This is a genomic window from Pseudomonas sp. JR33AA (assembly GCF_021378985.1).
GTDB classification, from domain to species: domain Bacteria; phylum Pseudomonadota; class Gammaproteobacteria; order Pseudomonadales; family Pseudomonadaceae; genus Aquipseudomonas; species Aquipseudomonas alloputida.
Genome location: NZ_JAJSAW010000004.1, coordinates 297902 through 321034 on the forward strand (window position 1 = coordinate 297902; position 23133 = coordinate 321034).

General features: G+C 62.8%; 18 protein-coding genes. 10 read left to right on the top strand and 8 right to left on the bottom strand.

Annotated elements, in window-relative coordinates; genetic code table 11:
- Nucleotides 1–23 precede the first annotated feature (23 nt).
- On the top strand, nt 24–1145 hold the full coding sequence (peaD, locus tag LVS58_RS09505; protein ID WP_233690853.1) for a quinohemoprotein amine dehydrogenase subunit beta: 1122 nt from the start codon (nt 24–26) through the stop codon (nt 1143–1145).
- Nucleotides 1146–1285: 140 nt separating this feature from the next.
- Nucleotides 1286–2959, top strand: coding sequence for a fatty acid CoA ligase family protein (locus LVS58_RS09510; RefSeq protein ID WP_233690854.1), 1674 nt, complete (start codon nt 1286–1288; stop codon nt 2957–2959).
- Nucleotides 2960–3079: 120 nt separating this feature from the next.
- Here the strand turns inward: LVS58_RS09510 and mobA are convergent, their stop codons facing one another.
- The 3 genes from mobA to LVS58_RS09525 all read right to left on the bottom strand — a co-directional run bounded on the left by mobA (nt 3080) and on the right by LVS58_RS09525 (nt 8032).
- Nucleotides 3080–3655, bottom strand: a complete 576-nt coding sequence (mobA, locus tag LVS58_RS09515) for a molybdenum cofactor guanylyltransferase MobA (protein WP_233690855.1) — start codon at nt 3653–3655, stop codon at nt 3080–3082.
- 61 nt (nt 3656–3716) lie between these two features.
- Complete coding sequence (locus tag LVS58_RS09520; protein WP_233690856.1) at nt 3717–6845, bottom strand: efflux RND transporter permease subunit; 3129 nt, start codon at nt 6843–6845, stop codon at nt 3717–3719.
- Between the two features lie 11 nt (nt 6846–6856).
- The gene (locus LVS58_RS09525; protein WP_233690857.1) at nt 6857–8032 is read right to left on the bottom strand and encodes an efflux RND transporter periplasmic adaptor subunit; all 1176 of its coding nucleotides are present in this window, start codon (nt 8030–8032) and stop codon (nt 6857–6859) included.
- Between the two features lie 235 nt (nt 8033–8267).
- On the opposite strand from LVS58_RS09525, the gene LVS58_RS09530 reads away from it, so the two are divergent.
- The 4 genes from LVS58_RS09530 to ilvA all read left to right on the top strand — a co-directional run bounded on the left by LVS58_RS09530 (nt 8268) and on the right by ilvA (nt 12606).
- Nucleotides 8268–8969: a response regulator transcription factor gene (locus tag LVS58_RS09530; protein WP_019437505.1), complete on the top strand. Its 702-nt coding sequence runs from the start codon at nt 8268–8270 to the stop codon at nt 8967–8969.
- Between the two features lie 6 nt (nt 8970–8975).
- Entirely contained in the window at nt 8976–10274 is a 1299-nt protein-coding gene (locus tag LVS58_RS09535) for an ATP-binding protein (protein ID WP_003253888.1), read from the top strand.
- A 159-nt stretch (nt 10275–10433) separates the two neighbouring features.
- Nucleotides 10434–10865, top strand: a complete 432-nt coding sequence (locus LVS58_RS09540; RefSeq protein ID WP_003253887.1) for a PACE efflux transporter — start codon at nt 10434–10436, stop codon at nt 10863–10865.
- 181 nt (nt 10866–11046) lie between these two features.
- A complete protein-coding gene (ilvA, locus tag LVS58_RS09545; protein ID WP_233690858.1) occupies nt 11047–12606 on the top strand; it encodes a threonine ammonia-lyase, biosynthetic in 1560 nt (519 codons plus the stop codon).
- Nucleotides 12607–12726: 120 nt separating this feature from the next.
- On the opposite strand, the gene LVS58_RS09550 is transcribed toward ilvA, so the two are convergent.
- The 3 genes from LVS58_RS09550 to LVS58_RS09560 form a co-directional block, all read right to left on the bottom strand.
- Nucleotides 12727–13908 (bottom strand): hypothetical protein, encoded by a 1182-nt coding sequence (locus LVS58_RS09550; RefSeq protein ID WP_233690859.1) that lies wholly within the window; start codon nt 13906–13908, stop codon nt 12727–12729.
- Between the two features lie 51 nt (nt 13909–13959).
- Nucleotides 13960–14439, bottom strand: coding sequence for a VOC family protein (locus tag LVS58_RS09555; RefSeq protein ID WP_233690860.1), 480 nt, complete (start codon nt 14437–14439; stop codon nt 13960–13962).
- A 110-nt stretch (nt 14440–14549) separates the two neighbouring features.
- Complete coding sequence (locus LVS58_RS09560) at nt 14550–16169, bottom strand: NADP-dependent glyceraldehyde-3-phosphate dehydrogenase (RefSeq protein WP_233690861.1); 1620 nt, start codon at nt 16167–16169, stop codon at nt 14550–14552.
- A gap of 446 nt (nt 16170–16615) precedes the next feature.
- On the opposite strand from LVS58_RS09560, the gene LVS58_RS09565 reads away from it, so the two are divergent.
- The 3 genes from LVS58_RS09565 to LVS58_RS09575 all read left to right on the top strand — a co-directional run bounded on the left by LVS58_RS09565 (nt 16616) and on the right by LVS58_RS09575 (nt 19857).
- On the top strand, nt 16616–17770 hold the full coding sequence (locus LVS58_RS09565; RefSeq protein ID WP_233690862.1) for a hypothetical protein: 1155 nt from the start codon (nt 16616–16618) through the stop codon (nt 17768–17770).
- Between the two features lie 72 nt (nt 17771–17842).
- Nucleotides 17843–18961, top strand: coding sequence for a glycosyltransferase 61 family protein (locus LVS58_RS09570; RefSeq protein WP_233690863.1), 1119 nt, complete (start codon nt 17843–17845; stop codon nt 18959–18961).
- A 47-nt stretch (nt 18962–19008) separates the two neighbouring features.
- Nucleotides 19009–19857 (top strand): AraC family transcriptional regulator, encoded by an 849-nt coding sequence (locus LVS58_RS09575; protein ID WP_233690864.1) that lies wholly within the window; start codon nt 19009–19011, stop codon nt 19855–19857.
- On the opposite strand, the gene LVS58_RS09580 is transcribed toward LVS58_RS09575, so the two are convergent.
- Complete coding sequence (locus LVS58_RS09580; protein ID WP_233690865.1) at nt 19822–20403, bottom strand: LysE family translocator; 582 nt, start codon at nt 20401–20403, stop codon at nt 19822–19824. The two genes, LVS58_RS09575 and LVS58_RS09580, sit on opposite strands and share 36 nt — an antisense overlap.
- Before the next feature lie 288 nt (nt 20404–20691).
- Between LVS58_RS09580 and LVS58_RS09585 the strand changes: the two genes are divergently transcribed.
- A complete protein-coding gene (locus tag LVS58_RS09585; protein WP_233690866.1) occupies nt 20692–22263 on the top strand; it encodes a TerC family protein in 1572 nt (523 codons plus the stop codon).
- Here LVS58_RS09585 and rarD read toward each other — a convergent pair.
- On the bottom strand, nt 22226–23113 hold the full coding sequence (gene rarD, locus LVS58_RS09590; protein ID WP_233690867.1) for an EamA family transporter RarD: 888 nt from the start codon (nt 23111–23113) through the stop codon (nt 22226–22228). The two genes, LVS58_RS09585 and rarD, sit on opposite strands and share 38 nt — an antisense overlap.
- Nucleotides 23114–23133: the final 20 nt, after the last annotated feature.

Sequence of the window (23133 nt, forward strand, 5' to 3'; positions counted from 1 at the left end):
CAAGAATGACAAGGGGAAACCGCATGAAAGCTGGACGCTGCGCGCCATTGGCGCTCACCATCGCCGCCATGGCTTGCGCCGGGCTGGCACAGGCCGACGACACTGGCCCGGCACTCAAGGCTGGCCACGAATACATGATCGTGACCAACTACCCGAACAACCTGCATGTGGTCGATGTGGCCAGTGACACGGTCTACAAGAGCTGCCGGATGCCGGACAAGTTCGGCCCTGGCACCGCAATGATGGCGCCGGACAACCGCACCGCCTACGTGCTCAACAACCATTACGGCGACATCTACGGCATTGACCTGGACACCTGCAAGAACACCTTCCACGCCAACCTGTCCAGCGTAGCCGGTGAAGTCGGCCGGTCGATATACTCGTTCGCCATCAGCCCAGACGGCAAAGAGGTGTATGCCACGGTCAATCCGACCCAGATGCTGAATGACCATTACGTGGTCAAGCCACCCCGGCTGGAGGTGTTCAGCACCGCCGATGGCCTTCAGGCCAAGCCCGTGCGCACCTTCCCGATGCCGCGCCAGGTGTACCTGATGCGCACCTCCGACGATGGCAGCCTGTACGTTGCCGGGCCGGACATTTACAAGATGGACGTGAAGACCGGCAAGTACACGGTGGCCCTGCCGTTGCGCAACTGGAACCGCAAAGGCTACAGCGCCCCGGACGTGCTGTACTTCTGGCCGCACCAGAGCCCGCGCCATGAGTTCACCATGCTGTACACCATTGCCAAGTTCAAGGATGACAAGCAGGACCCGGCCACTGCCGAACCCCTGTATGGCTACCTCAGCATCGACCTGAAGACCGGCAAGACCCACACCCAGGAGTTCGCTGACCTGACGGAGCTGTACTTCACCGGCCTGCGCTCGCCCAAGGACCCGAACCAGATCTACGGCGTGCTCAACCGCCTGGCCAAGTACGACATCAAACAGCGCAAGCTGATCAAGGCGGCTAATCTGGAGCACACCTACTACTGCGTGACGTTCGACAAGAAGGGCGACAAGCTTTACCTGGGCGGCACCTTCAATGACCTGGCGGTGTTCAACCCGGATACGCTGGAAAAGGTGAAGAACATCCAGTTGCCGGGTGGTGACATGTCTACCACGACGCCGCAGGTGTTCGTTCGCTAAACCGGTGTGTGCTGCTTCGCGGGTGAACCCGCTCCTGCAAAAACCTCCACAGGCCTCAAATGTGGCGCCGTCCTGTGTAGGAGCGGGTTCACCCGCGAAGAGGCCAGCACAGATAACACAAGAACAACAAGAGAGCGCCCATGCCCCAGCCAAGCTACACCCAGGGCAACCAGGACAAGCCCCTGCTTACCCAATGCATCGGCGACGCCTTCGATGCCACCGTGGCCCGCTTCCCCGACCGTGAGGCGCTGGTGGTGCATCATCAGTCCCTGCGCTACACGTGGCGGCAACTGGCCGGCGCCGTCGACCAGCACGCCCGCGCGCTGATGGCCCTGGGCGTGCAACCCGGTGACCGTCTTGGCATCTGGGCACCCAACTGCGCCGAGTGGTGTATTACCCAGTTCGCCAGCGCCAAGGTTGGCGCGATCCTGGTCAACATCAACCCGGCCTACCGTTCCAGCGAACTGGACTACGCCCTTGGCCAGTCCGGCTGCCGCTGGGTGATCTGTGCCGATGCGTTCAAAACCTCCGATTACCACGCCATGCTGCAGGGCTTGCTCCCGGGCCTGGCCAACGGCCAACCGGGCGCGCTGATCTGCGAGCGCTTCCCCGAGTTGCGTGGCGTGGTCAGCCTGGCGCTGTCGCCACCGCCGGGCTTTCTGGCGTGGCACGAACTGCAGGCCCGAGCCGAGGCCGTCAGTGGCGAGGCCCTGGTCGCGCGCCAGGCACAACTGCGTTGCGACGACCCGATCAACATCCAGTACACCTCAGGCACCACCGGTTTTCCCAAGGGGGCGACCCTTAGCCACAGCAATATCCTCAACAACGGGTACATGGTCGGTGAAAGCCTGGGCCTTACCGAGCACGATCGGCTGGTGGTGCCGGTGCCGCTGTACCACTGTTTCGGCATGGTCATGGCCAACCTTGGCTGCATGACCCATGGCAGTGCACTGATTTACCCCAGCGATGCCTTCGACCCGCTGGCCACGCTGCGCGCAGTGGCGCAGGAGAAAGCCACTGCGCTGTATGGCGTGCCGACCATGTTCATTGCCGAGCTGGACCATCCGCAGCGTGGTGAATTCGACCTGTCGAGCCTGCGCACCGGAATCATGGCCGGCGCGACCTGCCCGATCGAGGTGATGCGCCGGGTGATTGGCGAGATGCACATGGCCGAAGTGCAGATTGCCTATGGCATGACCGAAACCAGCCCGGTGTCCTTGCAGACCGGTGCCGCTGACGACCTGGAGCGTCGCGTGACCAGCGTCGGTCGCACCCAGCCCCGGCTGGAGAGCAAGGTGGTGGACGCCGAAGGCAACATTGTCCCGCGTGGCGAGATCGGCGAACTGTGCACCCGCGGCTACAGCGTGATGCTGGGTTACTGGAACAACCCCAAAGCCACCGCCGAGAGCATCGACGCAGACGGCTGGATGCACACCGGCGACCTGGCGGTGATGGACGAGCAGGGCTACGTGCGTATTGTCGGGCGCAGCAAGGACATGATCATTCGCGGCGGCGAGAACATTTACCCGCGCGAGCTGGAGGAGTTCTTCTTCACCCACCCGGCGGTGGCCGATGTGCAGGTGATTGGCGTGCCGTGCAGCAAGTACGGTGAAGAGATCGTGGCCTGGGTGCGGCTGCACCCGGGACATGCTGTCAGTGAGGAAGCCTTGCGTGAGTGGGCGAAGGCAAGGATTGCGCACTTCAAGGTGCCCAGGTACTTCCGTTTTGTCGACGCGTTCCCGATGACGGTTACGGGCAAGGTGCAGAAGTTCCGGATGCGCGAGATAAGTGTCGAAGAACTTTCTGCCAGATGACCTATTACGCGCCCGAGGTAAAAGCAACGGCCTTGTGCGCGTAGCCTGTAGGAGCGGGTTTACCCGCGAAGGGGCCGGTCCTGCTGGCCAGTGAATTACCTGTGGGGCGCTGTCATGCCCTCAGTCTTGCAGCCATTCCGGGCTGTTGAAGTTGCTTAACCGGCGATCGCTCTCGGCGCAGTCCAGCCCTTGCACCGCTTCGAGCAGCAGGGCCTTCTGCAAGCTCCGCTCACCCGCTGCCCAGGCCTGTTCCAGCACCGGCAACACCCGCTTGGGCAGTACGCTGAACATCGGCTGCCAAAAACCACCCTGACGCACCATTGCCGCGCTGTTGCCGGCCACTGCCAGCCGCAGCAGGCCCTCGATCAAGTCGCGATCAACCAGCGGTGCATCGCAAGCCAGCACCACCACCCACGCATGACGTGCCACCTTGAGCCCGGCAATCACTCCTGCCAGCGGCCCGGGGAAGTCGGCTTCTGCATCGCCCACCCACTGGTCGGCGTATACCCGGTAAGCCGCCTGGTTGCGATTGCAGGAAATCACCAGGTCGTCGCTCAGTGGCCGCACCGTTCGATGAACATGTGCAATCAACGGCTCGCCTTGCCAGTCCACCAGGCCCTTGTCACGGCCGCCCATGCGCTGGCCGCGGCCACCGGCTAGAATGAGGATGGAGCAGGGGGGGAGTGCATCAGGCATGAAAAAGGGTTCCGGGCAGTCATTGCCGGGAACCCTCCCATTTCACGCGGGGCTTGTCCAGTCAGCTTTCGCGGGGCACGGGTTGCCCGTCGTTGTCATGCACCTGGCGTCGCCCGGACAGGCGCATCACCACCACGAAGAACACCGGCACGAACACCACCGCCAGGGTGGCGCTGAGCATGCCGCCGATCACCCCGGTACCAATCGCCTGCTGGCTGGCAGAGCTTGCGCCGCTGGCGATGGCCAGTGGCACCACGCCGAGGATGAACGCCAGCGAGGTCATCACGATCGGCCGCAGGCGCAGGCGGGCCGCTTGCACGGCGGCGTCGACGGCGTCCACACCCTGGTCTACCAGATGCTTGGCGAACTCGATGATCAGGATGGCGTTCTTCGCCGACAGGCCGATCAGGGTGATCAGGCCAACCTTGAAGAACACGTCGTTGGGCATGCCGCGCAAGGTCACCGCCAGCACCGCACCGAGCACGCCGAGCGGAACGACCAGCAGCACTGCAGTCGGGATCGACCAGCTTTCGTACAGCGCAGCCAGGCACAGGAATACCACCAGCAGCGACAGCGCCATCAGCATGGGGGCCTGGCTACCGGACAGCCGCTCCTGCAGTGACAGGCCGGTCCATTCCAGGCCGGTACCGGCTGGTAGCTGCGCCACCAGCCGCTCGACCTCGGCCATGGCCTCGCCCGAGCTGTAGCCGGCGGCTGGCTCGCCCGAGATCGACACCGCCGGGTAACCGTTGTAACGGGTCAGTTGCACCGGGCCGCTGACCCACCTGGCCTGAACGAACGCTCCCAGTGGCACCATCTTGCCGCTGTCGTTGCGCACGTGAATGTTCAGCAAGTCTTCGACCTGGCTGCGCTGGTCACCTTCAGCCTGCACCACCACCCGCTGCATACGGCCCTGGTTGGGGAAATCGTTGACGTAGCTGGAGCCCACGGCCACGTCCAGCACCGTGCCGATATCGGCAAACGACACGCCCAGTGCATTAGCCTGGCGGCGGTCGATTTCCAGTTGCACCTGCGGGCTTTCCGCCAGCGAGGCTTCGCGCACGTTGGTCAGCACCTTGCTTTTGCTGGTGCTTTCGAGCAACTGGTCACGGGCTGCCATCAGCTCGGCGTGGCCCATGCCGCCACGGTCCTGAAGGCGAAATTCGAAACCGGTCGACTCACCCAGGCCGTCGATGGGGGGCGGCAGCACCGAATAGGCTATCGCGTCCTTGAGCTGGGTGAAGGCCATGGTCGCGCGGTCGGCGATCGACTGGGCACTGTCGTCGGCGCTGCGCTCGGACCAGTCCTTGAGGGTGGTGAAGGCCAGCGCCGCGTTCTGCCCGCTACCGGAGAAGCTGAAGCCGAGGATCAAGGTGGTGTTGCCTACGCCCGGTTCTTCGGCGTTGTGCGCCTCGATCTGCGCGGCAACCTGTTCGGTGCGCATGCGGCTGGCGCCTGGCGGCAGCTGAATGTCGGTAATGGTGTAGCCCTGGTCTTCGGTGGGCAGGAACGCTGTAGGCAGCTGGCTGAAACCGTAGCCCAGCACCGCCAGCAGCACCGCATACACCAGCAGGTAGCGGCCGCTGCGCTTGAGTGCCTGCACCACCCAGCGCTGGTAGCCGTTGCTCATGCTTTCGAAGCGGCGATTGAACCAGCCGAAGAAGCCTTTGCGTTCATGGTGCTCGCCCTTGGCCACGGGTTTTAGCAGGGTGGCGCACAATGCCGGGGTCAGGCTGAGGGCGAGAAACGCCGAGAACAGGATCGACACCGCCATCGACAGCGAGAACTGCTGGTAGATCACCCCCACCGAGCCTTGCATGAAGGCCATGGGCAGGAATACCGCCACCAGTACCAGCGTGATGCCGACGATTGCACCGCTGATCTGGCCCATGGCCTTGCGTGTGGCGTCCTTGGGCGGCAAGCCTTCTTCGGCCATGATGCGTTCGACGTTCTCTACCACCACGATGGCATCGTCGACCAGAATGCCGATGGCCAGTACCATGCCGAACAGTGTCAGCACATTGACCGAGAAGCCCATGGCCAGCATCACGGCGAACGTTCCCATCAATGCTACTGGCACTACCAGGGTCGGGATCAGTGTGTAGCGCAGGTTCTGCAGGAACAGGAACATGACTGCGAACACCAGCAGCATGGCCTCGAACAGGGTATTGATGACCTGCTCGATCGACACCTTGACGAACGGCGAGGTGTCGTAGGGGATGTCGTACTTGACGCCTTCCGGGAAGTAGCGCGCCAGGTCCTGCATCTTCGCCCGTACCAGGGTAGCGGTTTCCATGGCGTTGGCGCCGGGCGACAACTGCACGCTGAAGGCCGTGGCCGGTTTGCCGTTCAGGCGTGTGCCGTACTGGTATTCCTGGGCACCGATTTCAACCCGGGCGACATCCCCGATGGTGACCGTGGAACCGTCCGGGTTGGCACGCAGGACAATGGCAGCAAACTCTTCGGGGCTGCTCAACTGGCCTTTGACCACCACGTTGGCGGTGATTTCCTGGGTGCTGCGGCTGGGCAGGTCGCCGATGCTGCCGGGGGCGACCTGGGCGTTCTGCGCGGCGATGGCTTCGGCCACATCGTTGGGCGTGAGGTTGAAACCGATCAGCTTGCGCGGGTCGATCCAGATGCGCATGGCGCGCTCCGAGCCATACAACTGGGCCTTGCCGACGCCCTTGAGGCGGCGGATTTCATCCATCACGTTACGTGCAAGGATATCCGACAGCGCGGTTTCATCGAGCTTGCCGTCTTCGGAGGTGAGGGTCGCCAACAGCAGGAAGCCGGTGGACACCTTCTCTACCTGCAGGCCCTGTTGGGTGACCGGGCGTGGCAGGCGCGACTCGACCACCTTCAGGCGGTTCTGCACATCGACCTGAGCCAGGTCCGGGTGGGTGCCCGGGGCGAAGGTGGCGGTAATGGTGGCGCTGCCCAGGCTGCTCTGCGACTCGAAGTACAGCAGGTTGTCGGCGCCGTTGAGCTCCTGCTCGATCAGGCTGACCACGCTTTCGTCCATGGTCGCCGCCGAGGCGCCTGGGTACACGGCGTAGATTTCCACCTGCGGCGGTGCCACGTTGGGGTACTGGGCCACCGGCAGCTGCGGGATGGCCAGCGCGCCGGCCAGTAGGATGAACAGTGCGACCACCCAGGCGAATACCGGGCGATCGATGAAGAATTGCGGCATGAATCAGGCCCTCACTGGCCGGTATGCTGTGCGATGGGGGGAGCCGCGGGGGCGTTGTCGACCTGCACCTGGTCACCGGCCTTGACGTGTTGCAGACCCTCGACCACCACCCGCTCGCCGGCCGCCAGGCCGTCGCTGACGACCCAGCGGTCGCCCTGGGCGCTGCCCAGTACAACCTGGCGGTCGCTGACCCGGGCGTGCTGGTCTACTACCAGCACCTTCGGCACACCGGCGCTGTCACGCAGGATGGCGCGTTGCGGCACGCTCAGGCCCTTGGGTTGCACCGCTTGCTCCAGGCGTACCCGCACGTAGCTGCCAGGCAGCAGGTCGAGGTCCGGGTTGGGGAACTCGCTGCGCAGGGTGATCTGGTTGGTGCTGGGGTCGACGCTGATGTCGGAGAACAGCAGCTTGCCCGGCAGCGGGTACGCGCTACCGTCATCCTGGATCAGCGTGGCGCGTGCCTGGCCGTCGCCCACCTGCTGCAATTCGCCAGCGCGCAGGGCGCGGCGCAGCGCGTTGAGCTCACGGGTAGACTGGGTGACATCGGCATGGATCGGGTCCAGCTGCTGGATGGTCGCCAGCGGGGTGGTTTCGTTTTGCCCGACCAGCGCGCCTTCGGTAACCTGGGCCCGGCCGATACGACCGGAGATCGGCGCGGTCACGGTGGCATAGCCGAGGTTCAGCCGGGCGCGCTCCAGCGCCGCCCGGGCTTCGGCCACTTCGGCATCGGCCTGCAGGAAACTGGCCTTGGCGTTGTCGTATTCCTGGCGGCTGACGGCTTTGTCGTCGACCAGCTCGCGGTAGCGCTGCTCTTGCAGGCGCGCCTGGTACCGGGTGGCCTCGGCCTTGGCCAATGTGGCGCGGGCGCTGTCGTGGTCGGCCTTGAACGGTGCCGGGTCGATCAGGAACAGGACATCACCCTGCTTGACGTCGCTGCCTTCGCGGTACACCCGCTTGAGCACCACGCCTGCGACCCGCGCACGCACTTCGGCGGTGCGTGGCGCGAGGATACGGCCGCTGAGTTCACTGCTGATGGCCAGTGGCTGCAGTTGCAGGGTTTCCACGCGCACGTGCGCAGTGGGGGCCTGTTCGTCTGGCTCGGCGCTGTCGCTGCAACCGGCCAGGGACAGGCTCAGGAATGCCAGGAGCGCCAACGGGCGCAGGCTTGGGGAGAGGGTAGTAGGCATGCGGATCTTCCGATGATGACCGTGTGTATGCTAAGGCAGACGCTGCCTGGGCGGCTGTTAATACCTGTAGGGCGAGTGTGAAAAAGTGTGAAGAATGATCCTGTCGTGTGGTTGGGTTCTATATTCTGCATGGGCCTGTGCTGGCCTCTTCGCGGGTGAACCCGCTCCTACGGGGGGCTTGCAGGCGCGGGTTTACCCGCCAAAGGCTAACTTCAACCCAGACGCCCAAGCACCTATGCCGAATATTTTCCTGGTCGAAGACGACAGCGCCCTGTCCGAGCTGATCGCCAGTTACCTGCAACGCAACGACTTCCATGTCCAGGTGATCGCCCGAGGCGATCATGTACTGGACGAGTACCGTCGGCAAAGGCCCGACCTGGTCATCCTTGACCTGATGCTGCCGGGCATCGATGGCCTGCAGCTGTGCCGGCTGCTGCGTCAGGAGTCGCAGACCCTGCCAATCCTCATGCTGACGGCCCGCGACGACAGCCATGACCAGGTGCTTGGCCTGGAAATGGGGGCCGACGACTACGTGACCAAACCCTGTGAGCCACGCGTGCTGCTGGCCCGCGTGCGCACGCTGCTGCGCCGCAGCAGTGTCAACGAACCGCGCCTGGACAACGACCTGATCCTGATTGGTGGCCTACGCATCGACCTGGCCGAGCGCACGGTGAGTTGGCGCGGCGAGGAGGTGGAGCTGTCCAGCGGCGAGTACAATCTGCTGGTGGTGCTGGCGCGCAATGCCGGTGAGGTGATGAACCGCGACCGCATCCTGCAACAACTGCGTGGCATCGAGTTCAATGGCACCGATCGCTCCGTTGACGTGGCCATTTCCAAACTGCGGCGCAAGTTCGACGACAACGCCGGCGAAGCGCGCAAGATCAAAACGGTGTGGGGCAAGGGCTACCTGTTCAGCCGTGTCGAGTGGGAGTGCTGATCGGCCATGCTCAAGATCCTGGTGCGGTTGTACCTGGTGATTATCGTCGCCTACGCCGGCGCATTGCTGTTCATCCCTGACACCATCGTCGGCTTGTTCCGTGACCGGTTCATGGCCTACAACCTGGACCAGGCCAAGGGGGTACAAGCGTTGATCGTGCGCCAGTTCCGCCAGGCCCCGCGCGAGCAGTGGCCAGCGGTGGAACAGGAGCTGGCCAGTGATTTCGCGCCGCTGGAACTGCAGCTGCTGCGCAGGGATCAGGCCGGTTTGAGCGATGAGGAGCAGGCGCGTCTGGCGCAGGGCCTTTACGCAGTGCGCATTGCCGAGTGGGGCTATTACGAGACGGTGCTGGCGCCGCTGGACAAGGAGTGGCTGGTACGCCTGCATTCCCCGCCAGACCCGCTGGACATCAACGTGCTGTCGTGGGGCGTGACCGTATTGATTGGTGCAGCCATGCTGGGCTGCCTGCTGCTGTGGGTATGGCCGCACTGGCGTGATCTGGAACGCCTCAAGGAGACTGCCCGGCGCCTGGGCCAGGGGCAGATGGCCGAGCGTACGCACATTTCGCCCCACTCCAACATTGGTGAACTGGCCGGGGTATTCGACACCATGGCCAGTGACCTGGAGCGCCATGTCAACCAGCAGCGCGAACTGCTCAATGCGGTATCCCACGAGTTACGCACGCCACTGACCCGGCTGGACTTCGGCCTGGTGCTGCTGTTCGACGAAGTGCCGCCAGCCAGCCGCAAGCGCCTGCTGGAACTGGTCGGGCATGTGCGCGAGCTGGATGAACTGGTGCTGGAGCTGCTGTCCTACAGCCGGTTGTACAACGCCGACCAGGCGCGGGAGCGGGTGGAGGTATCGCTGCTGGAGCTGGTCGACAGTGTGCTTGGTGGCTTTGCCGAGGAACTCGACGGTCGGGGTATCCAATGGGAAGTGCGGGCCGAGGGTGAGTTGCCGCGCTTTGTACTGGACCCGCGGCTGACGGCGCGCGCGGTGCAGAACCTGGTGCGCAATGCCATGCGCTATTGCGATGAAAGCCTGTTGCTGCGCTTGCGCCTGGAAGCCGATGGCGCCTGCCTGCTGACGGTGGAGGATGACGGGATTGGCGTCCCTGTGGAGGAGCGCGAGCGGGTTTTCCAGCCGTTCTACCGCCTGGACCGCAGCCGCGATCGCAACACCGGTGGTTTTGGCCTGGGGCTGGCAATCAGCCGCCGGGCAATCGAGGGGCAGGGAGGCACCTTGACCCTGGCGCAGTCGGCGCTGGGTGGGGCGCAGTTCAGGATTCGTTTGCCCGCCGGATGATGTTTCGTCTTTTCTGCCAGCGGGACCAGCCCATCAAAGCATTTCGCGAACGCTTCACCGCTCAGCCGGGCAGCCGAGCGCGAAGTTGTCCAGCGTTCGGGCTTTTTCTTGCGGGCTACATCTTGTAGCTTTACAGGTCGTTCATTCAGGGAGCTGAACATGCAAGGCAAGGCCCGCAAGATCGTCCAGGCCATTCTCTATGAGGCCATCGCCGTCGCCTGTGTGGCGCCCGCGCTTGAGCTGGCGTTCGGCGCCGGCATGGCGCAGTCGACCGTGCTCTCGGTGCTGATGTCGGGCATCGCGATGAGCTGGAACATGGGCTACAACTGGGTGTTCGAACGTTGGGAAGCACGCCAGCACAAGCGTGAGCGCACCTTCTTGAGGCGCCTGCTGCATGCGCTGGGCTTCGAGGGTGGGCTGGTGGTGATCCTGCTGCCGCTGGTGGCGTACTGGCTGGACGTGAGCCTGTGGGCAGCCCTGCTGACCAACCTGGCGCTGTTCGTGTTCTTCTTCGTTTACGCCTTTGTCTTTCAGTGGGGTTTCGACAAGGTGTTCGATGTACCGCTTTCGGCGCAGCAGGCCAAGTGTTGACTTCCGGCCGCGAGGCAGGCTAAGTTCCTACCCCATGAATACATTCCCGCATGTGAACGCCATTATTATTACCGCCATTATCAGCTTGGCGGGCTAGCGCGTACGTGCACCGAACCCGCCCTGGAGGCGGGTTTTTTCTCTCTGACTCCTGGGCAACGTAAAAATAGCCAAGGAGTCATCGATGACCAGCCTCAGTGTCCCTCGTACTACCGTCACCCCCCAGCAACTGCTGTCGGAGCAGGTGCGGCGCATTCTTGCTGCGCCGGTGTACGACCTGGCCATCGAAACGCCCCTGCAAACCGCGTCTGCATTGTCTGCCAGTCTGGGCAACCAGGTGTTGCTCAAACGCGAAGACCTGCAGCCTACGTTCTCGTTCAAGATCCGTGGTGCCTATACCCGCCTGTCGCGCCTGACAAGCGTGCAGCGTGCGCGCGGGGTGATCACCGCTTCGGCGGGCAACCATGCCCAGGGCGTGGCCTTGGCGGCATCGCATCTGGGTATCAAAGCCACGATCGTCATGCCCACCACCACGCCATCGTTGAAAGTGGAAGGTGTGCGTTCGCGCGGCGGGCATGTGGTGCTGCATGGCGAGAGTTTCCCGCATGCGCTGGCCCACGCACTCAAGCTGGCTGACAACGAAGGCGCCACCTTCGTGCCACCGTTCGATGATCCGGATGTGATCGCCGGGCAGGGCACCGTGGCCATGGAAATCCTCCGTCAGCGCCCGGGGGCGCTGGACGCGATCTTTGTGCCAGTGGGCGGTGGGGGGTTGATTGCCGGTATCGCCGCCTATGTGAAGTACCTGCGCCCTGAAGTGAAGGTGATCGGCGTCGAACCGGAGGATTCCAACTGCCTGCAGGCTGCCATGGCCGTCGGCGAACGCGTGATCCTGCCGCAGGTCGGCACCTTTGCCGATGGCGTCGCGGTGGCGCAGATCGGCGCTCATTGCTTCGAGCTGTGTCGCCACTTCGTCGACGAGGTGGTGACGGTAAGCAGTGACGAGCTGTGCGCGGCGATCAAGGATATCTACGACGACACCCGTTCGATCACCGAGCCGTCCGGGGCCTTGGCCGTGGCCGGTATCAAGAAGTACGTGGCGCGTGAAGGTGTGCAGGGGCAGACCCTGGTGGCCATCGACTCCGGGGCCAACGTCAATTTCGACCGCTTGCGCCATGTGGCCGAGCGGGCCGAGTTGGGTGAGCAGCGCGAGGCGATCATCGCCGTGACAATCCCGGAACAGCCGGGCAGCTTCCGTGCCTTTTGCCAGGCACTGGGCAAGCGGCAGATCACCGAATTCAACTACCGTTTCTACCCCGGCAAGGAGGCGCGCCTGTTCGTGGGCGTGCAGACCCATCCGGTGCACGACCCACGTGAGCAGTTGCTGGCCAGCTTGCGGGAGCAGGGGTACAGTGTGCTGGACCTGACCGACAACGAGCTGGCAAAGCTGCATGTGCGCCATACCGTGGGCGGGCATGCCGCGTCAGGGGCTGATGAGCGGGTACTGCGCTTCGAGTTCCCCGAACGGCCAGGGGCGTTGCTGGGGTTTCTGGAGCGGTTGGGCAAACGTTGGAACATCAGCCTGTTCCATTACCGCAACCATGGTGCTGCGCAGGCGCGGGTGTTCGCTGCTCTGGAAGTGCCATCGGACGAGTTGGCGAGCTTGCCCCTGAGGCTGAACGAGATGGGGTACCGGTATTGGGACGAGACTGACAACCCGGCCTACAAGCTGTTCCTGGGCTGACGCGCCTGTGTGGCCAATGCAAGCTTGTCTAGCCGCTTGCCGCCTGTGTTCGCTGCGTGATCGCCCCGCCCAAAGGGCAGGGCGATCTCCTGCAAGGAACTGCGCACGCCAACGAGGGTTTCAACGCTCGCGCATGAAAAAGCCGGCAACGAACTTGCGGAATGTCTCCAGGCTTTTGAAGTCGGCGTAGCGCTTGAAGTTCTCGGTATCCGGCTCGGGGCCGATGGGCTGCTCCAGCAGCGACACTGACAACACCCGGTCCTGGTCCGAGGTCAGCACCAGCTCATCCATCACCTGCCCACCGATCACGGGGCGACGCATCTGCACTTTCACCCCTTTACTGGCCATCCAGTCGATCAGCGACACCAATGCCTTGAGCGGCTCGCGCTCTTCATCGCGGTACACTGGGAACAGGTGCGCGCGCGACAGCACGGGCACACTGGCCACATGGATCAGCTCATAGAAATGGCTACCGGCGCTGGTCGGCGAGTAGATCATCAGCGCCAGTAACGGCCCGGTGGTGCGGCTCCCGCCCCAGTACAGGTGATGCCCCTGGAAGTCGAAGCCCTCCTCGCTGCGGTTGTTGAACAACTTGCGCCCTTTGATCTGGTCGACGCAGTCCAGCAGCAGGCCGTGGCGGCGATGGCTGCCGAACACAGAGGCGTCGCGCAGGCGGGACTTGAGCATCATCATGTGCTTCATGTCCAGGCGGGTTTCCAGGTAGTTGCTGGCGGGCACCCGCTCCAGCAGCGGATAGCGGCTGGCCACGCTGCGCAACTCGGCAAATTGCGTGGTCAGGTCTTTTTTCAGGTGGGTGGCGTAAAGGTTGAGCCCGCTGGTTTCAATCCAGGTCAGCAGCAGTGACAGCAGGCGCTGCTGTTCGCGTCTGTCGTTGCCATCGCCGACGCCACCGGCCGTGCCAGCACGGAAGTCGCTGATCAGGCGCAAGGGGGTATCGGGTGGCAGCCAGGCGGCGGGTGGTGCGGGGTCGTTTTCACGTTCGGCGGCTTCCCGCTCGTCCTTGGTGAACGGGCAGCCAGGGGCGTGCTCGGCGGTGCCTGGGTTGTTCTTGAGGAAAAGTGTGCCGGTGCTGCCGTTGAGGGTGACATTGAGCACCGGCAAGGCATCGTTGCGGCAGTCGCAAGCCAGCCACTGGTTGGCGTTGCGCACCTTCATCAGTAGCTGGTTGGCCTGCAGCAGGCGCGGGCCGGCGAGGCTGCCGGTGGCAAAGCCGACCAGCAGTTCCTCTTCAGCGGGGGTCAGGCTGCGCACCTGGGTGGCGGTTTTGTCGATGATTCGCATGAAGCAGCTCCAAGCTACGAGCCTCAAGCTTCAAGCAAAGTCGCGCTGCTTTCAACTCGCCGCTTGGTTGCCGCCAAACATCTTCGCGGCGCGGGCGCGAATCTCGTCGGGGGTGAGGTCCTCTTTGTGGGTGGACACGAACCAGATGTTGCCAAACGGATCTTTCAGGGTACCGCTGCGGTCACCGTAAAACTGGTCGGTCAAGGGATGTAACTGGATGCCCCCGGCGGCCAGGGCCTGGGCGTAGACCTTGTCGCAGTCTTCAACATACAGATGCAGGCCTACACCCGCACCGCTGAGCTTCTGGCTGGCGGTAAGGCCGCCTTCCATGTCGCAAGGGTCGCCCAGCATCAGCGACGAATCGCCGATTTTCAGTTCGGCATGGCCAACGCGACCGCCTGGGGCATCGAGACGGAACATTTCCACCGCACCAAAGGCTTGCTTGTAGAACGCGATGGCCTTGGCGGCGTCGTTGATGGCCAGGTAGGGCGTGATGCTGTGCTGGCCTTCGGGGATGGGTTTGACTGCCATGTTCGACTCTCCTGTGCACTGGGCGCCGAAAGGCGCCCTGTTGCTTAGAGTCGTTCGCCCAGATGGAAAATCGACAGTGACGCTAGATCGATTGTCTATAAGCGCGGCGGTCAGAAGATGTAGTCGGTGGTCAGGAAGCTCGACTGGCGGTTGCGAATGATCTCGCTGATCAGCGTTTTGTTGGCCTCCTGGAAGCGTGTGGCGACCAGCGTCCGGATAGAGAACACGCGCAAAGCGTCATCCACGGAGAGCGTGCCCTCGGCGCTGTTCTTGCGGCCGTTGAACGGGTAGGTGTCCGGCCCGCGTTGGCACTGCGCGTTGATGTTGATGCGCCCTACCTGGTTGGCGAAGATGTCGACGAGGCTGCCGATGGTGGCCGGGTCGTTGCCGAACAGGCTCAATTGCTGCCCGTAGTCGGAGTCCAGCACATAGTCGATCACTGTCTGCAGGTCGCGGTAGGGCACCACCGGTACCAGCGGGCCGAACTGCTCCTCGTGGTACACGCGCATTTCCCGGCTGACCGGGTACAGCAAGGCCGGGTAGAAGAATGAGCCGCGGCTGTGCCCGCCATTTTCGTTGAGCACGCGCGCGCCCTTGGCCGTCGCATCGGCAACCAGGCCATCGAGGTAGTCGACCTTGCCAGGCTCGGGCAACGGTGTCAGCGCCACGCCGGGTTCCCACGGCATGCCGGGCTTGAGCGCGGCCAGTTTGCGCTGAAACTTGTCGAGGAAGGCCTCGACCACGTCCTCGTGCACGAACAGGATCTTCAGTGCCGTGCAGCGCTGGCCGTTGAACGACAACGCCCCGGTGACAGCCTCTTCGACAGCGTTGTCGAGGTCGACCTGAGGCAGCACGATGCCCGGGTTCTTGGCGTCCAGGCCCAGTGCGGCGCGCAGACGATGCGGGCGTGGGTGCAGTTTCTTCAGGTCGCTGGCAGCCTTGTGCGTGCCGATGAAGGCGAATACATCGACCTTGCCGCTGGCCATCAGTGCGCTCACCGTTTCGCGGCCGCGTCCATAGATGACATTGATCACGCCTGGCGGGAAGCTGTCGCGGAACGCTTCGAGCAGGGGGCGAATCAGCAGTACGCCGAACTTGGCCGGCTTGAACACCACGGTGTTGCCCATGATCAGCGCCGGGATCAGCGTGGTAAAGGTCTCGTTCAGCGGGTAGTTGTACGGCCCCATGCACAGGGCCACGCCCAGCGGGGCGCGACGGATCTGGCCGAGGGTGCCCTGTTCCAGTTCGAAGCGGCTGGAGCGGCGGTCCAGGTCCTTGAGGGCGTTGATGGTGTCGACGATGTAGTCGCAGGTGCGGTCGAATTCCTTTTCCGAATCCTTCAGGTTCTTGCCGATCTCCCACATCAGCAGTTTGACCACGGCCTGGCGCTGTTCACGCATGCGGGCAAGGAAGGTTTCGACATGCTGGATACGCTCGGCCACGCGCATGTTCGGCCAGGCGCCGCGGCCTTTGTCATAGGCCTGCACGGCGGCATCGAGGGCGGTCAGCGCGGTATCGGCATCCAGCAGCGGGGCGCTGCCCAGTATGACCTGATGCTCTTCGTTGCCTTGCTTGAGCCACACCGGGCTGCGCACCGTGGCCAACGGGCCGTCCCAGCGCCTGAGTTCACCGTTGACCAGGTAGTCGCGTTGTTCCAGTGGGGCGCCCAGGCGCCAGGTTTCCGGGATGTTCTCGGCGCTGGGGAAGAGTGAATCGAGCAAACGGTCCATGGGTACTGCACCTCACATCAAAGGGCGGTTTTCAAGTCAGTTGAATCGTTTCAGCTGCGAGCATGCACTGGCTGCCGGAAAAACTCCAGTCTGGCTCAACATGGACGCCAGTGCCTAACCGGCAAGCCGTCATCGAACCCAAAGCAAAGTAGGCGTCAAAGGCGATTCATTGATAACGAAGTGCCCAACGGAGCTTAATCGGCACGCTTATAGCAAAAGTGTTGTTGAACGTGGGTTTGATGCAGAGAATTTGACGCCATGAAACTTGATCTAAAGTGAGCCACAAGCCGCTTGCCAAAGCGTTTGCAGGCATCTTAAATTGTTACTGAATGTGATAATAAAGTTGCAAGCCACACTATAAAAATCAAAGTGTTAAGTGTTTTTACTGAATATTTCTCTTTTTCCGATTGGCCAATGGTGCACTTCAAAAGGACGTCGAAGAAGAAATGAAAAAGACCTTGACGACTGTGGCGCGCAAGCTCCTGTCGCCCTCCATGCGCTATGAAATCAGGCTGCTGGCCAGCAAAATGCGAGAAATGATGGCGCGTGCCTGTCTCTGGCGTTGGGAAGTCGCCAGGTTTCGCCCGCAACAGGAGAGCCCGTACGAAATCCTCTACATCGGCCGCAAGCATCAACGGGAAATGGCCAAGCTGCTGATCGGTGGCAAGGGCCAGGGCAGCGCATCGATCGTAGACGGTGCAAGTGCCACGGCGGCTGCCAGCCACGTGGTGGTCATCAGCGAAATGCCCACGTCGGGGGCGCTGTCAGTGCCGCACTACTTGAGCGCCGTGGTGCCGCTGGGGCGCCCGCTGGAAGACATCACTGCCCGCTACGACAGCGAACTGCGGCGCAGCATTCGCAAGCACCGGCCGCTGTATCACATGCGCCAAGCCCTTTCGGACGAAGAAATCGCCATGGCCGACCGCGATCTGCTGCGCCCTTACGCTACGGCCAGGCAAGGCATTCACGCCGCGCAGTTTCCTACCCAGGAGGTGTTCCGTATTGCCAAAGGTGTCGGCCGGCTGGATTTGATCATGCTGGGCGAAGAGGTGATCGGCTGCCACCTGGGGTGTGAAGTGGTACGCGGCGGCAAGCGTTACTGGAGCACATTGCGCTTTGGCTATTGCGAGGCGGTGTTTTCCGATGCGAAGAAACTGCGCGAGGTGAATTCGATCACCACCTTCATGGCGCTCGAATGGGCGCTGGAGCAGGGCTTCGATTATTACGACATCGGCCTGTGCCTGGCGCGCCCGGACGACGGCCTGCTGAAGTGGAAGCGCCGCCGCGGGGGGGATATCGATTCGCTGGGTAACCATGCGTACCTGTTTGTCCGCCTGCCCAAGACCGGTACGGCGAAGTTCTTGTGGGATACGCCGATGTTCGCGGTCGAAGGCGACAAGCTGACCTTGCATCTGGGGCTCCCGGATGGCCCAAGCGATGAGGAAGTTGCCAGTCGCTATCACGAAATGGTGTTTGGTGGCCTGCACAAGATTTATCTCTATGGCGGCAGCCGGGCAGGCGAACCGTTTGTGGAAACGTTGCGCAGCCGTTACGCCAGTTTGCAGTCACCGCCCACCATGGAAAGAGTCTCGAGTAGTTGAGTAACTGCCAGGGATGCTCCGATCTGGCGCCGGGCGCCGGGCTCCAGTCTTCGTCATCAGGGGGGACGCTTCATGGGAAGCGACATCTCGCAGTTCAGTGCATCGCCCGCAGCCAGGCAACACACCTGGACCTTGGCCGCCTACCGCCACATGCTGCGCAAACGGCTGAGCAGGAAAGCGGCGATCGACATCAAGAGCCTCGCCACCAAGCGGTGGGACATTGCCCCAGGCGAGGCCACGGTTTCGCCACCGGCCATTTTCCTGCCTGGCCAGCTGGAGCGGGTGACGGGCTGGGAAGGCAAGCGGTTTTACCCCTACGTGCACCCGGCGCAGACCATGGCGGGAGGCATCAGCACGTTGCAAGGGCCAACCCGCGGTTACTTGATCAAGGACGTTTGGCTGGTTGAGGGGGCGTTGTACAAGGGCAAGGCCAGCCATTGGCTGTCGCAGAAGCCGAGTACCTTCCCGACCGTCCTCATCGACAATGAAATCGACCGCGCCGCAATCTACTGCACGCAAAACGGTAACGCCTGGTTCGGCACCTGGCTGATGGAGGATTGTCCCACCTATGCACTGGCCTGCAACGAAGGCATCCCGGTGACCACCGCCCCCTCTGCCAAGTATCCGCTGTTTACCCAGGCACCGGCCTATGAAGACTGGCTGGACATGCAGCCTTTGCGCCTGCGCAGTGCGTTCTTCCGTGAGCTGGTGCTGTTCGATGACCAGAGCAACAACCGCAGCCGGCATGCCCGCTACCGGGCCATGGGTGAAAAGCTGCTGTCGCATGTGTCGTACACGCAGCACCCCGGGGTTTTCCTGTTGCGTGGCGGTGATGGTGACCTGCGCCTGTTGCGCAACGAGCTGGCGCTGGCCGAGCACTTGCGCACTACCCGCGGTTTTCGCATCGTCAACCCGCTGAAGTCCGATGTGCCGAGCATTATCGCGGCGTGCGCCGGGGCGAAAGTGGTCATCGGGGTGGAGGGTAGCCAATTGGTGCATGGCGTGAATGTACTACAGGCTGGAGGCTGCCTGCTGACGTTGCAGCCGCCGAACCGTTTCGTCAGTTACTACAAATACCTGATGGATCGTGACCACCAGCATTTCGGCTTTGTGGTAGGCCTGCCGGAAGGCGATGGTTTCAGGGTTGATATTGACGAAGTGGAGCGCACGCTGGATCTGTTCCCACGATAAATGTGTAGTATCCGTGCATGGATCAGCGGCGGGCAGGGCAGTAGAGGATGATCGAGGTATCACGGTTTTGGCGCGACGCTGCCTTGCCGTTCGTCGAAGCCCGACGGGTAGGGGACGGGCGCAAGGTGTGCTACGCCGCCCACTCTCACGAGAGCTTCTCCATCGGGGTTATCACGGGGGGGCGCAGCACTTATATCAACAGTGGCCAGTGCATTGAGGTTGGGGCGGGTACCACGGTGTTGATGAACCCGGGTGTGGTGCATACCTGCAACCCTGTTGCCGGGGAACCCTGGTCTTACCTGATGCTGTTCGTCGATCAGCCTTGGTTGCAGGCAGTAGGTTTTACCCTGCCAACGCAGACCTGGAGCCGTTCGCCTGTGTTGTATCGGCGGCTGTTGCAGGCCTTTGCCGACCTGTTCGACGCCAGGCTGCCTGATCGAGAAACCCGCCTGGCTGCCCTGTTCAGCGAGTTGCCGGGCATGCTTGCCAGTAATACCAGGGAGGCTGACGAGGGCAATCCACGGCTGGATGCAGCGGCTGCTTTCATACGCGCCCATCGCAGTGACCCGCTCAGCCTCGAGGATATCTGCGGGGCTTGCGGCCTGTCCCGTTCCTACCTGATTCGTGCCTTTCGCCAACGCTTCGGCCTGACGCCGCATGGCTACCTGCTAGACCAGCGCGTGCAACTGGCCCGGGCGCAGTTGCGCCGGGGCCGCTCAATTGCTGAAGTGGCACAGGAGGCCGGGTTCGCTGATCAGGCACACCTGCAGCGGGCATTCAAACAGCACCTGGCGGCGACACCGGGGCATTACAGAAGTGCCGTCGCCAGCCTGGGCGCTCCTGCAGGCGCCGTGCATGCTTCAAAGGAGCAGGTAAACCGCGCTGGCGACCAGTAACACGGCCAGGCTCCGGTTGAGCATGCGCAGGTGACGTGGGTGGTCCAGGTACTGGCGAATCACGCTGCCGGCCCAGGCCCAGCAGGCCACCGAGATGAAACAGATCGGGCCATAGATCCAGGTAAACAGCCACAGCAAGTGCTGTTCACCGCCGGTGTAGGCACCCACCCCGGCAACGGCTGCCAACCAGGCTTTAGGGTTAAGCCACTGCATCGCTGCCCCGTGCCAGACTGAAGGGGCTTGGGTAGGCTGTGCGTTATTCAGGTTGCCGTCGTCACAGGCCAGCTTCCACGCCATGTACAGCAGAAACGCCACACCGCCCCAGTGCAGCATCAGACCCAGCAGGGGCCAGCGCAACAGCAGTTGATGCAAGCCCAGCCCGACCAGCACCAGCAACAGGCAGAAGCCCAGCGTGGCGCCGGCCACATGTGCAATGCTGGCGCGCAGGCCATGGCGGGCACCGCTGCCAAGTGCGACGATGTTGACCGGGCCGGGGGAGATCGAGGCCGCAAGCGCGAAGGCGGCCATGGACAGGTACAGGCTCATGAGGAAGATCCGGGTGGTTGGGGAGGCGTTATCCTTGCGTGGCTGGCGTTCTGATGTATTGAAGAAAAGTACCTGCACACGACCCGCTGTTGGGCTGATGGGGATGCTTGGGTGTTACAGGTTTTGTAATAGTTTTGCGCTACTACAGAAACCTGCTGTGCTTGTAGCATCGTTCTCCCAATTTGTTATCAAGGTCTATATGAGCACCTTCGCGGAGCCCCCCAGTCTTCGGCCTTTCTGGCCATCCTTCACCCGTCCTTGTGACGTGTCCCTCGTGAGTACCTGCTAATGGAATGGCTAGCCGACCCCACGGCCTGGCTAGGCCTGTTGACGCTTATCGTCCTCGAGCTGGTGCTGGGTATCGACAACCTGGTATTCATCGCCATCCTCGCCGACAAGTTGCCGCCCCATCAGCGCGACCGCGCGCGGGTCATTGGCCTGAGCCTGGCGCTCATCATGCGCCTGGGCCTGCTGGCCAGCATTTCGTGGATGGTCACCCTGACCGCACCGCTGTTCGACGTGTTCGGCAAGAGCTTCTCTGGCCGTGACCTGATCATGCTGTTCGGTGGTGTGTTCCTGCTGTTCAAGGCCACCATGGAGCTGCATGAACGCCTGGAAGGTCACGTTACCCAGGCCAGTGGCACGCTGCGTCATGCCGCGTTCTGGCCGATCGTTGCCCAGATCGTGGTACTGGACGCGGTATTCTCGCTGGATGCCGTGATCACGGCGGTCGGCATGGTCGAAGAGTTGTCCGTGATGATGATCGCGGTGATCTTCTCGATCGGTATCATGATCGTTGCCAGCAAGCCGCTGACCCGCTTCGTCAATGCCCACCCTACGGTAATCATGCTGTGCCTGGGCTTCCTGATGATGATCGGTTTCAGCCTCACCGCCGAAGGCCTGGGCTTCCATATCCCGAAAGGCTACCTGTACGCGGCCATCGGTTTCTCGATCCTGATCGAGCTGTTCAACCAACTGGCCCGTGCCCGCCGCAAGCGCAGCTTGCAACAGCATCGGCCGTTGCGCGAACGGACTGCCCATGCCGTGCTTCGCTTGCTGGGCGGCCGCCGGGTCGAGGCTGACGAGGTCGGCGAGGACATTGCCGATCTGGTCGAGGGCGGCGGGGAACAGGTGCTTTTCGACCGCCGTGAGCGGGTCATGATCAGCGGCGTGCTGAACCTGGCCGAGCGGCCGATTCGTACGGTGATGACTGCCCGTGCCGAGGTTGATGTGATCGACCTGGCGCAACCGGCCGACGCCATTGCCCAGGCCCTGGCCAATTCGCCGTACTCGCGCCTGCCGCTGATCCGCGATGGTCGCGTGGACGAGCCCCTGGGCTTTGTGCACAAGAAGGAACTGCTGAAAGAACTGCTCTCGGGTAGCCAGCCTGACCTGGAAAGCCTGGCCCGGGCGCCGTTGAACCTGCTGGAGAGCTTCAGCATTCTCAATGCCCTGGAGCAAATGCGCGGTCAGTCGACCCACATTGCCTTTGTGGTCAACGAGTTCGGTGACTTCACCGGGCTGTTGACCATGACCGACATCCTTGAGTCGATTGCCGGTGAGCTGCCGGATGCCAGCGAAGTTGAAGGCCCGGGCATCATTCAGGAGGGAGAAGGTTTTGTGGTCAGTGGTGCACTGAACCTCAGCCAGGTGCAGGCGCGTACTGGGTTCAGTGCCCGTGCTACCGAGGATTACCAGACCCTTGCGGGCCTGGTGATGAGCTTGCTCGACCGCCTGCCGATGGTCGGTGACCGGCTCGCCTGGAATGGCTGGATGCTGACCGTGGAGGCGGTTGAAGAGCGACGGGTACGGCAGGTCCGGCTCACACCGAACGGCGACGCTGACGCAGCAGGTGCTTGAAGCCCTCAAGCACCAGCACCAATACCGCGGCCCAGATTGGCAGGTAGGTCAGCCACTGATCCGGGCCGATGGTTTCGCCCAGCAGCAACGCCACTCCCACCAGCAGCACGGGCTCGACGTAGCTGAGCAGGCCGAACAGGCTGAATGGCAGCATCCGGCTGGCCAGTACGTAGGCGATAAGCGCCGAAGCGCTGATCGCGCCAAGGATCGGGACCAACACATACAGCCCGGGGTGTGCGTGCAGGTCGGCGCTGGAAAGTGGGCTCTGGATCACGAAGTACAGCGCCCACGGCAGCAGCAGGCACATGTCGCACCACAAGCCGCCCAGATGGTCGGTACGGCAACGTCGGCGCAGCACGAAGTACACCGGGTAGCCCATCGTTACCAGCAGGGTTTCCCAGGCAAAACTGCCATTTTGGTACAGCTCGTGGCCCACGCCCAGTGCGGCGCAGGCCACGGCTACCGTTTGCAGGCGTGACAGGCGCTCGCCATAGACCAGCCGCCCGGTCAGGACCATGGCCAGTGGCAGCAGGAAGTAACCCATCGACACTTCCAGGCTGCGCCCATGCAGGGGCGCCCAGAGAAACAGCCACAGTTGCACCCCCATCAGCCAGGAAGTGCCGACCATGCCGAGCAACAGCACCGGTGTGCGTTTTACCCGGCCCATCAGTTCGCCCACCCGCTTCCAGTCTTTCGAGACAAGCATGAACAAGGTGAGGCAGGGCAGTGTCAGCAGGGTACGCCAGCCAAAGATCTCTTCGCCATCGAGTGGCTTGAGCAGGGAGGTATAGAAGTACATCACAGCGAACAGGCAGGACGCCATGACGGATGAAACAATGCCTTTTGACACGAATGCCTCGAATACGGGAA

Excerpts from the sequence above, each read along its gene's own strand:
- peaD (WP_233690853.1), top strand. The coding sequence starts at position 24 with ATGAAAGCTGGACGCTGCGCGCCATTGGCGCTCACCATCGCCGCCATG.
- LVS58_RS09510 (WP_233690854.1), top strand. The coding sequence starts at position 1,286 with ATGCCCCAGCCAAGCTACACCCAGGGCAACCAGGACAAGCCCCTGCTT.
- mobA (WP_233690855.1), bottom strand. The coding sequence starts at position 3,655 with ATGCCTGATGCACTCCCCCCCTGCTCCATCCTCATTCTAGCCGGTGGC.
- LVS58_RS09520 (WP_233690856.1), bottom strand. The coding sequence starts at position 6,845 with ATGCCGCAATTCTTCATCGATCGCCCGGTATTCGCCTGGGTGGTCGCA.
- LVS58_RS09525 (WP_233690857.1), bottom strand. The coding sequence starts at position 8,032 with ATGCCTACTACCCTCTCCCCAAGCCTGCGCCCGTTGGCGCTCCTGGCA.
- LVS58_RS09530 (WP_019437505.1), top strand. The coding sequence starts at position 8,268 with ATGCCGAATATTTTCCTGGTCGAAGACGACAGCGCCCTGTCCGAGCTG.
- LVS58_RS09535 (WP_003253888.1), top strand. The coding sequence starts at position 8,976 with ATGCTCAAGATCCTGGTGCGGTTGTACCTGGTGATTATCGTCGCCTAC.
- LVS58_RS09540 (WP_003253887.1), top strand. The coding sequence starts at position 10,434 with ATGCAAGGCAAGGCCCGCAAGATCGTCCAGGCCATTCTCTATGAGGCC.
- ilvA (WP_233690858.1), top strand. The coding sequence starts at position 11,047 with ATGACCAGCCTCAGTGTCCCTCGTACTACCGTCACCCCCCAGCAACTG.
- LVS58_RS09550 (WP_233690859.1), bottom strand. The coding sequence starts at position 13,908 with ATGCGAATCATCGACAAAACCGCCACCCAGGTGCGCAGCCTGACCCCC.
- LVS58_RS09555 (WP_233690860.1), bottom strand. The coding sequence starts at position 14,439 with ATGGCAGTCAAACCCATCCCCGAAGGCCAGCACAGCATCACGCCCTAC.
- LVS58_RS09560 (WP_233690861.1), bottom strand. The coding sequence starts at position 16,169 with ATGGACCGTTTGCTCGATTCACTCTTCCCCAGCGCCGAGAACATCCCG.
- LVS58_RS09565 (WP_233690862.1), top strand. The coding sequence starts at position 16,616 with ATGAAAAAGACCTTGACGACTGTGGCGCGCAAGCTCCTGTCGCCCTCC.
- LVS58_RS09570 (WP_233690863.1), top strand. The coding sequence starts at position 17,843 with ATGGGAAGCGACATCTCGCAGTTCAGTGCATCGCCCGCAGCCAGGCAA.
- LVS58_RS09575 (WP_233690864.1), top strand. The coding sequence starts at position 19,009 with ATGATCGAGGTATCACGGTTTTGGCGCGACGCTGCCTTGCCGTTCGTC.
- LVS58_RS09580 (WP_233690865.1), bottom strand. The coding sequence starts at position 20,403 with ATGAGCCTGTACCTGTCCATGGCCGCCTTCGCGCTTGCGGCCTCGATC.
- LVS58_RS09585 (WP_233690866.1), top strand. The coding sequence starts at position 20,692 with ATGGAATGGCTAGCCGACCCCACGGCCTGGCTAGGCCTGTTGACGCTT.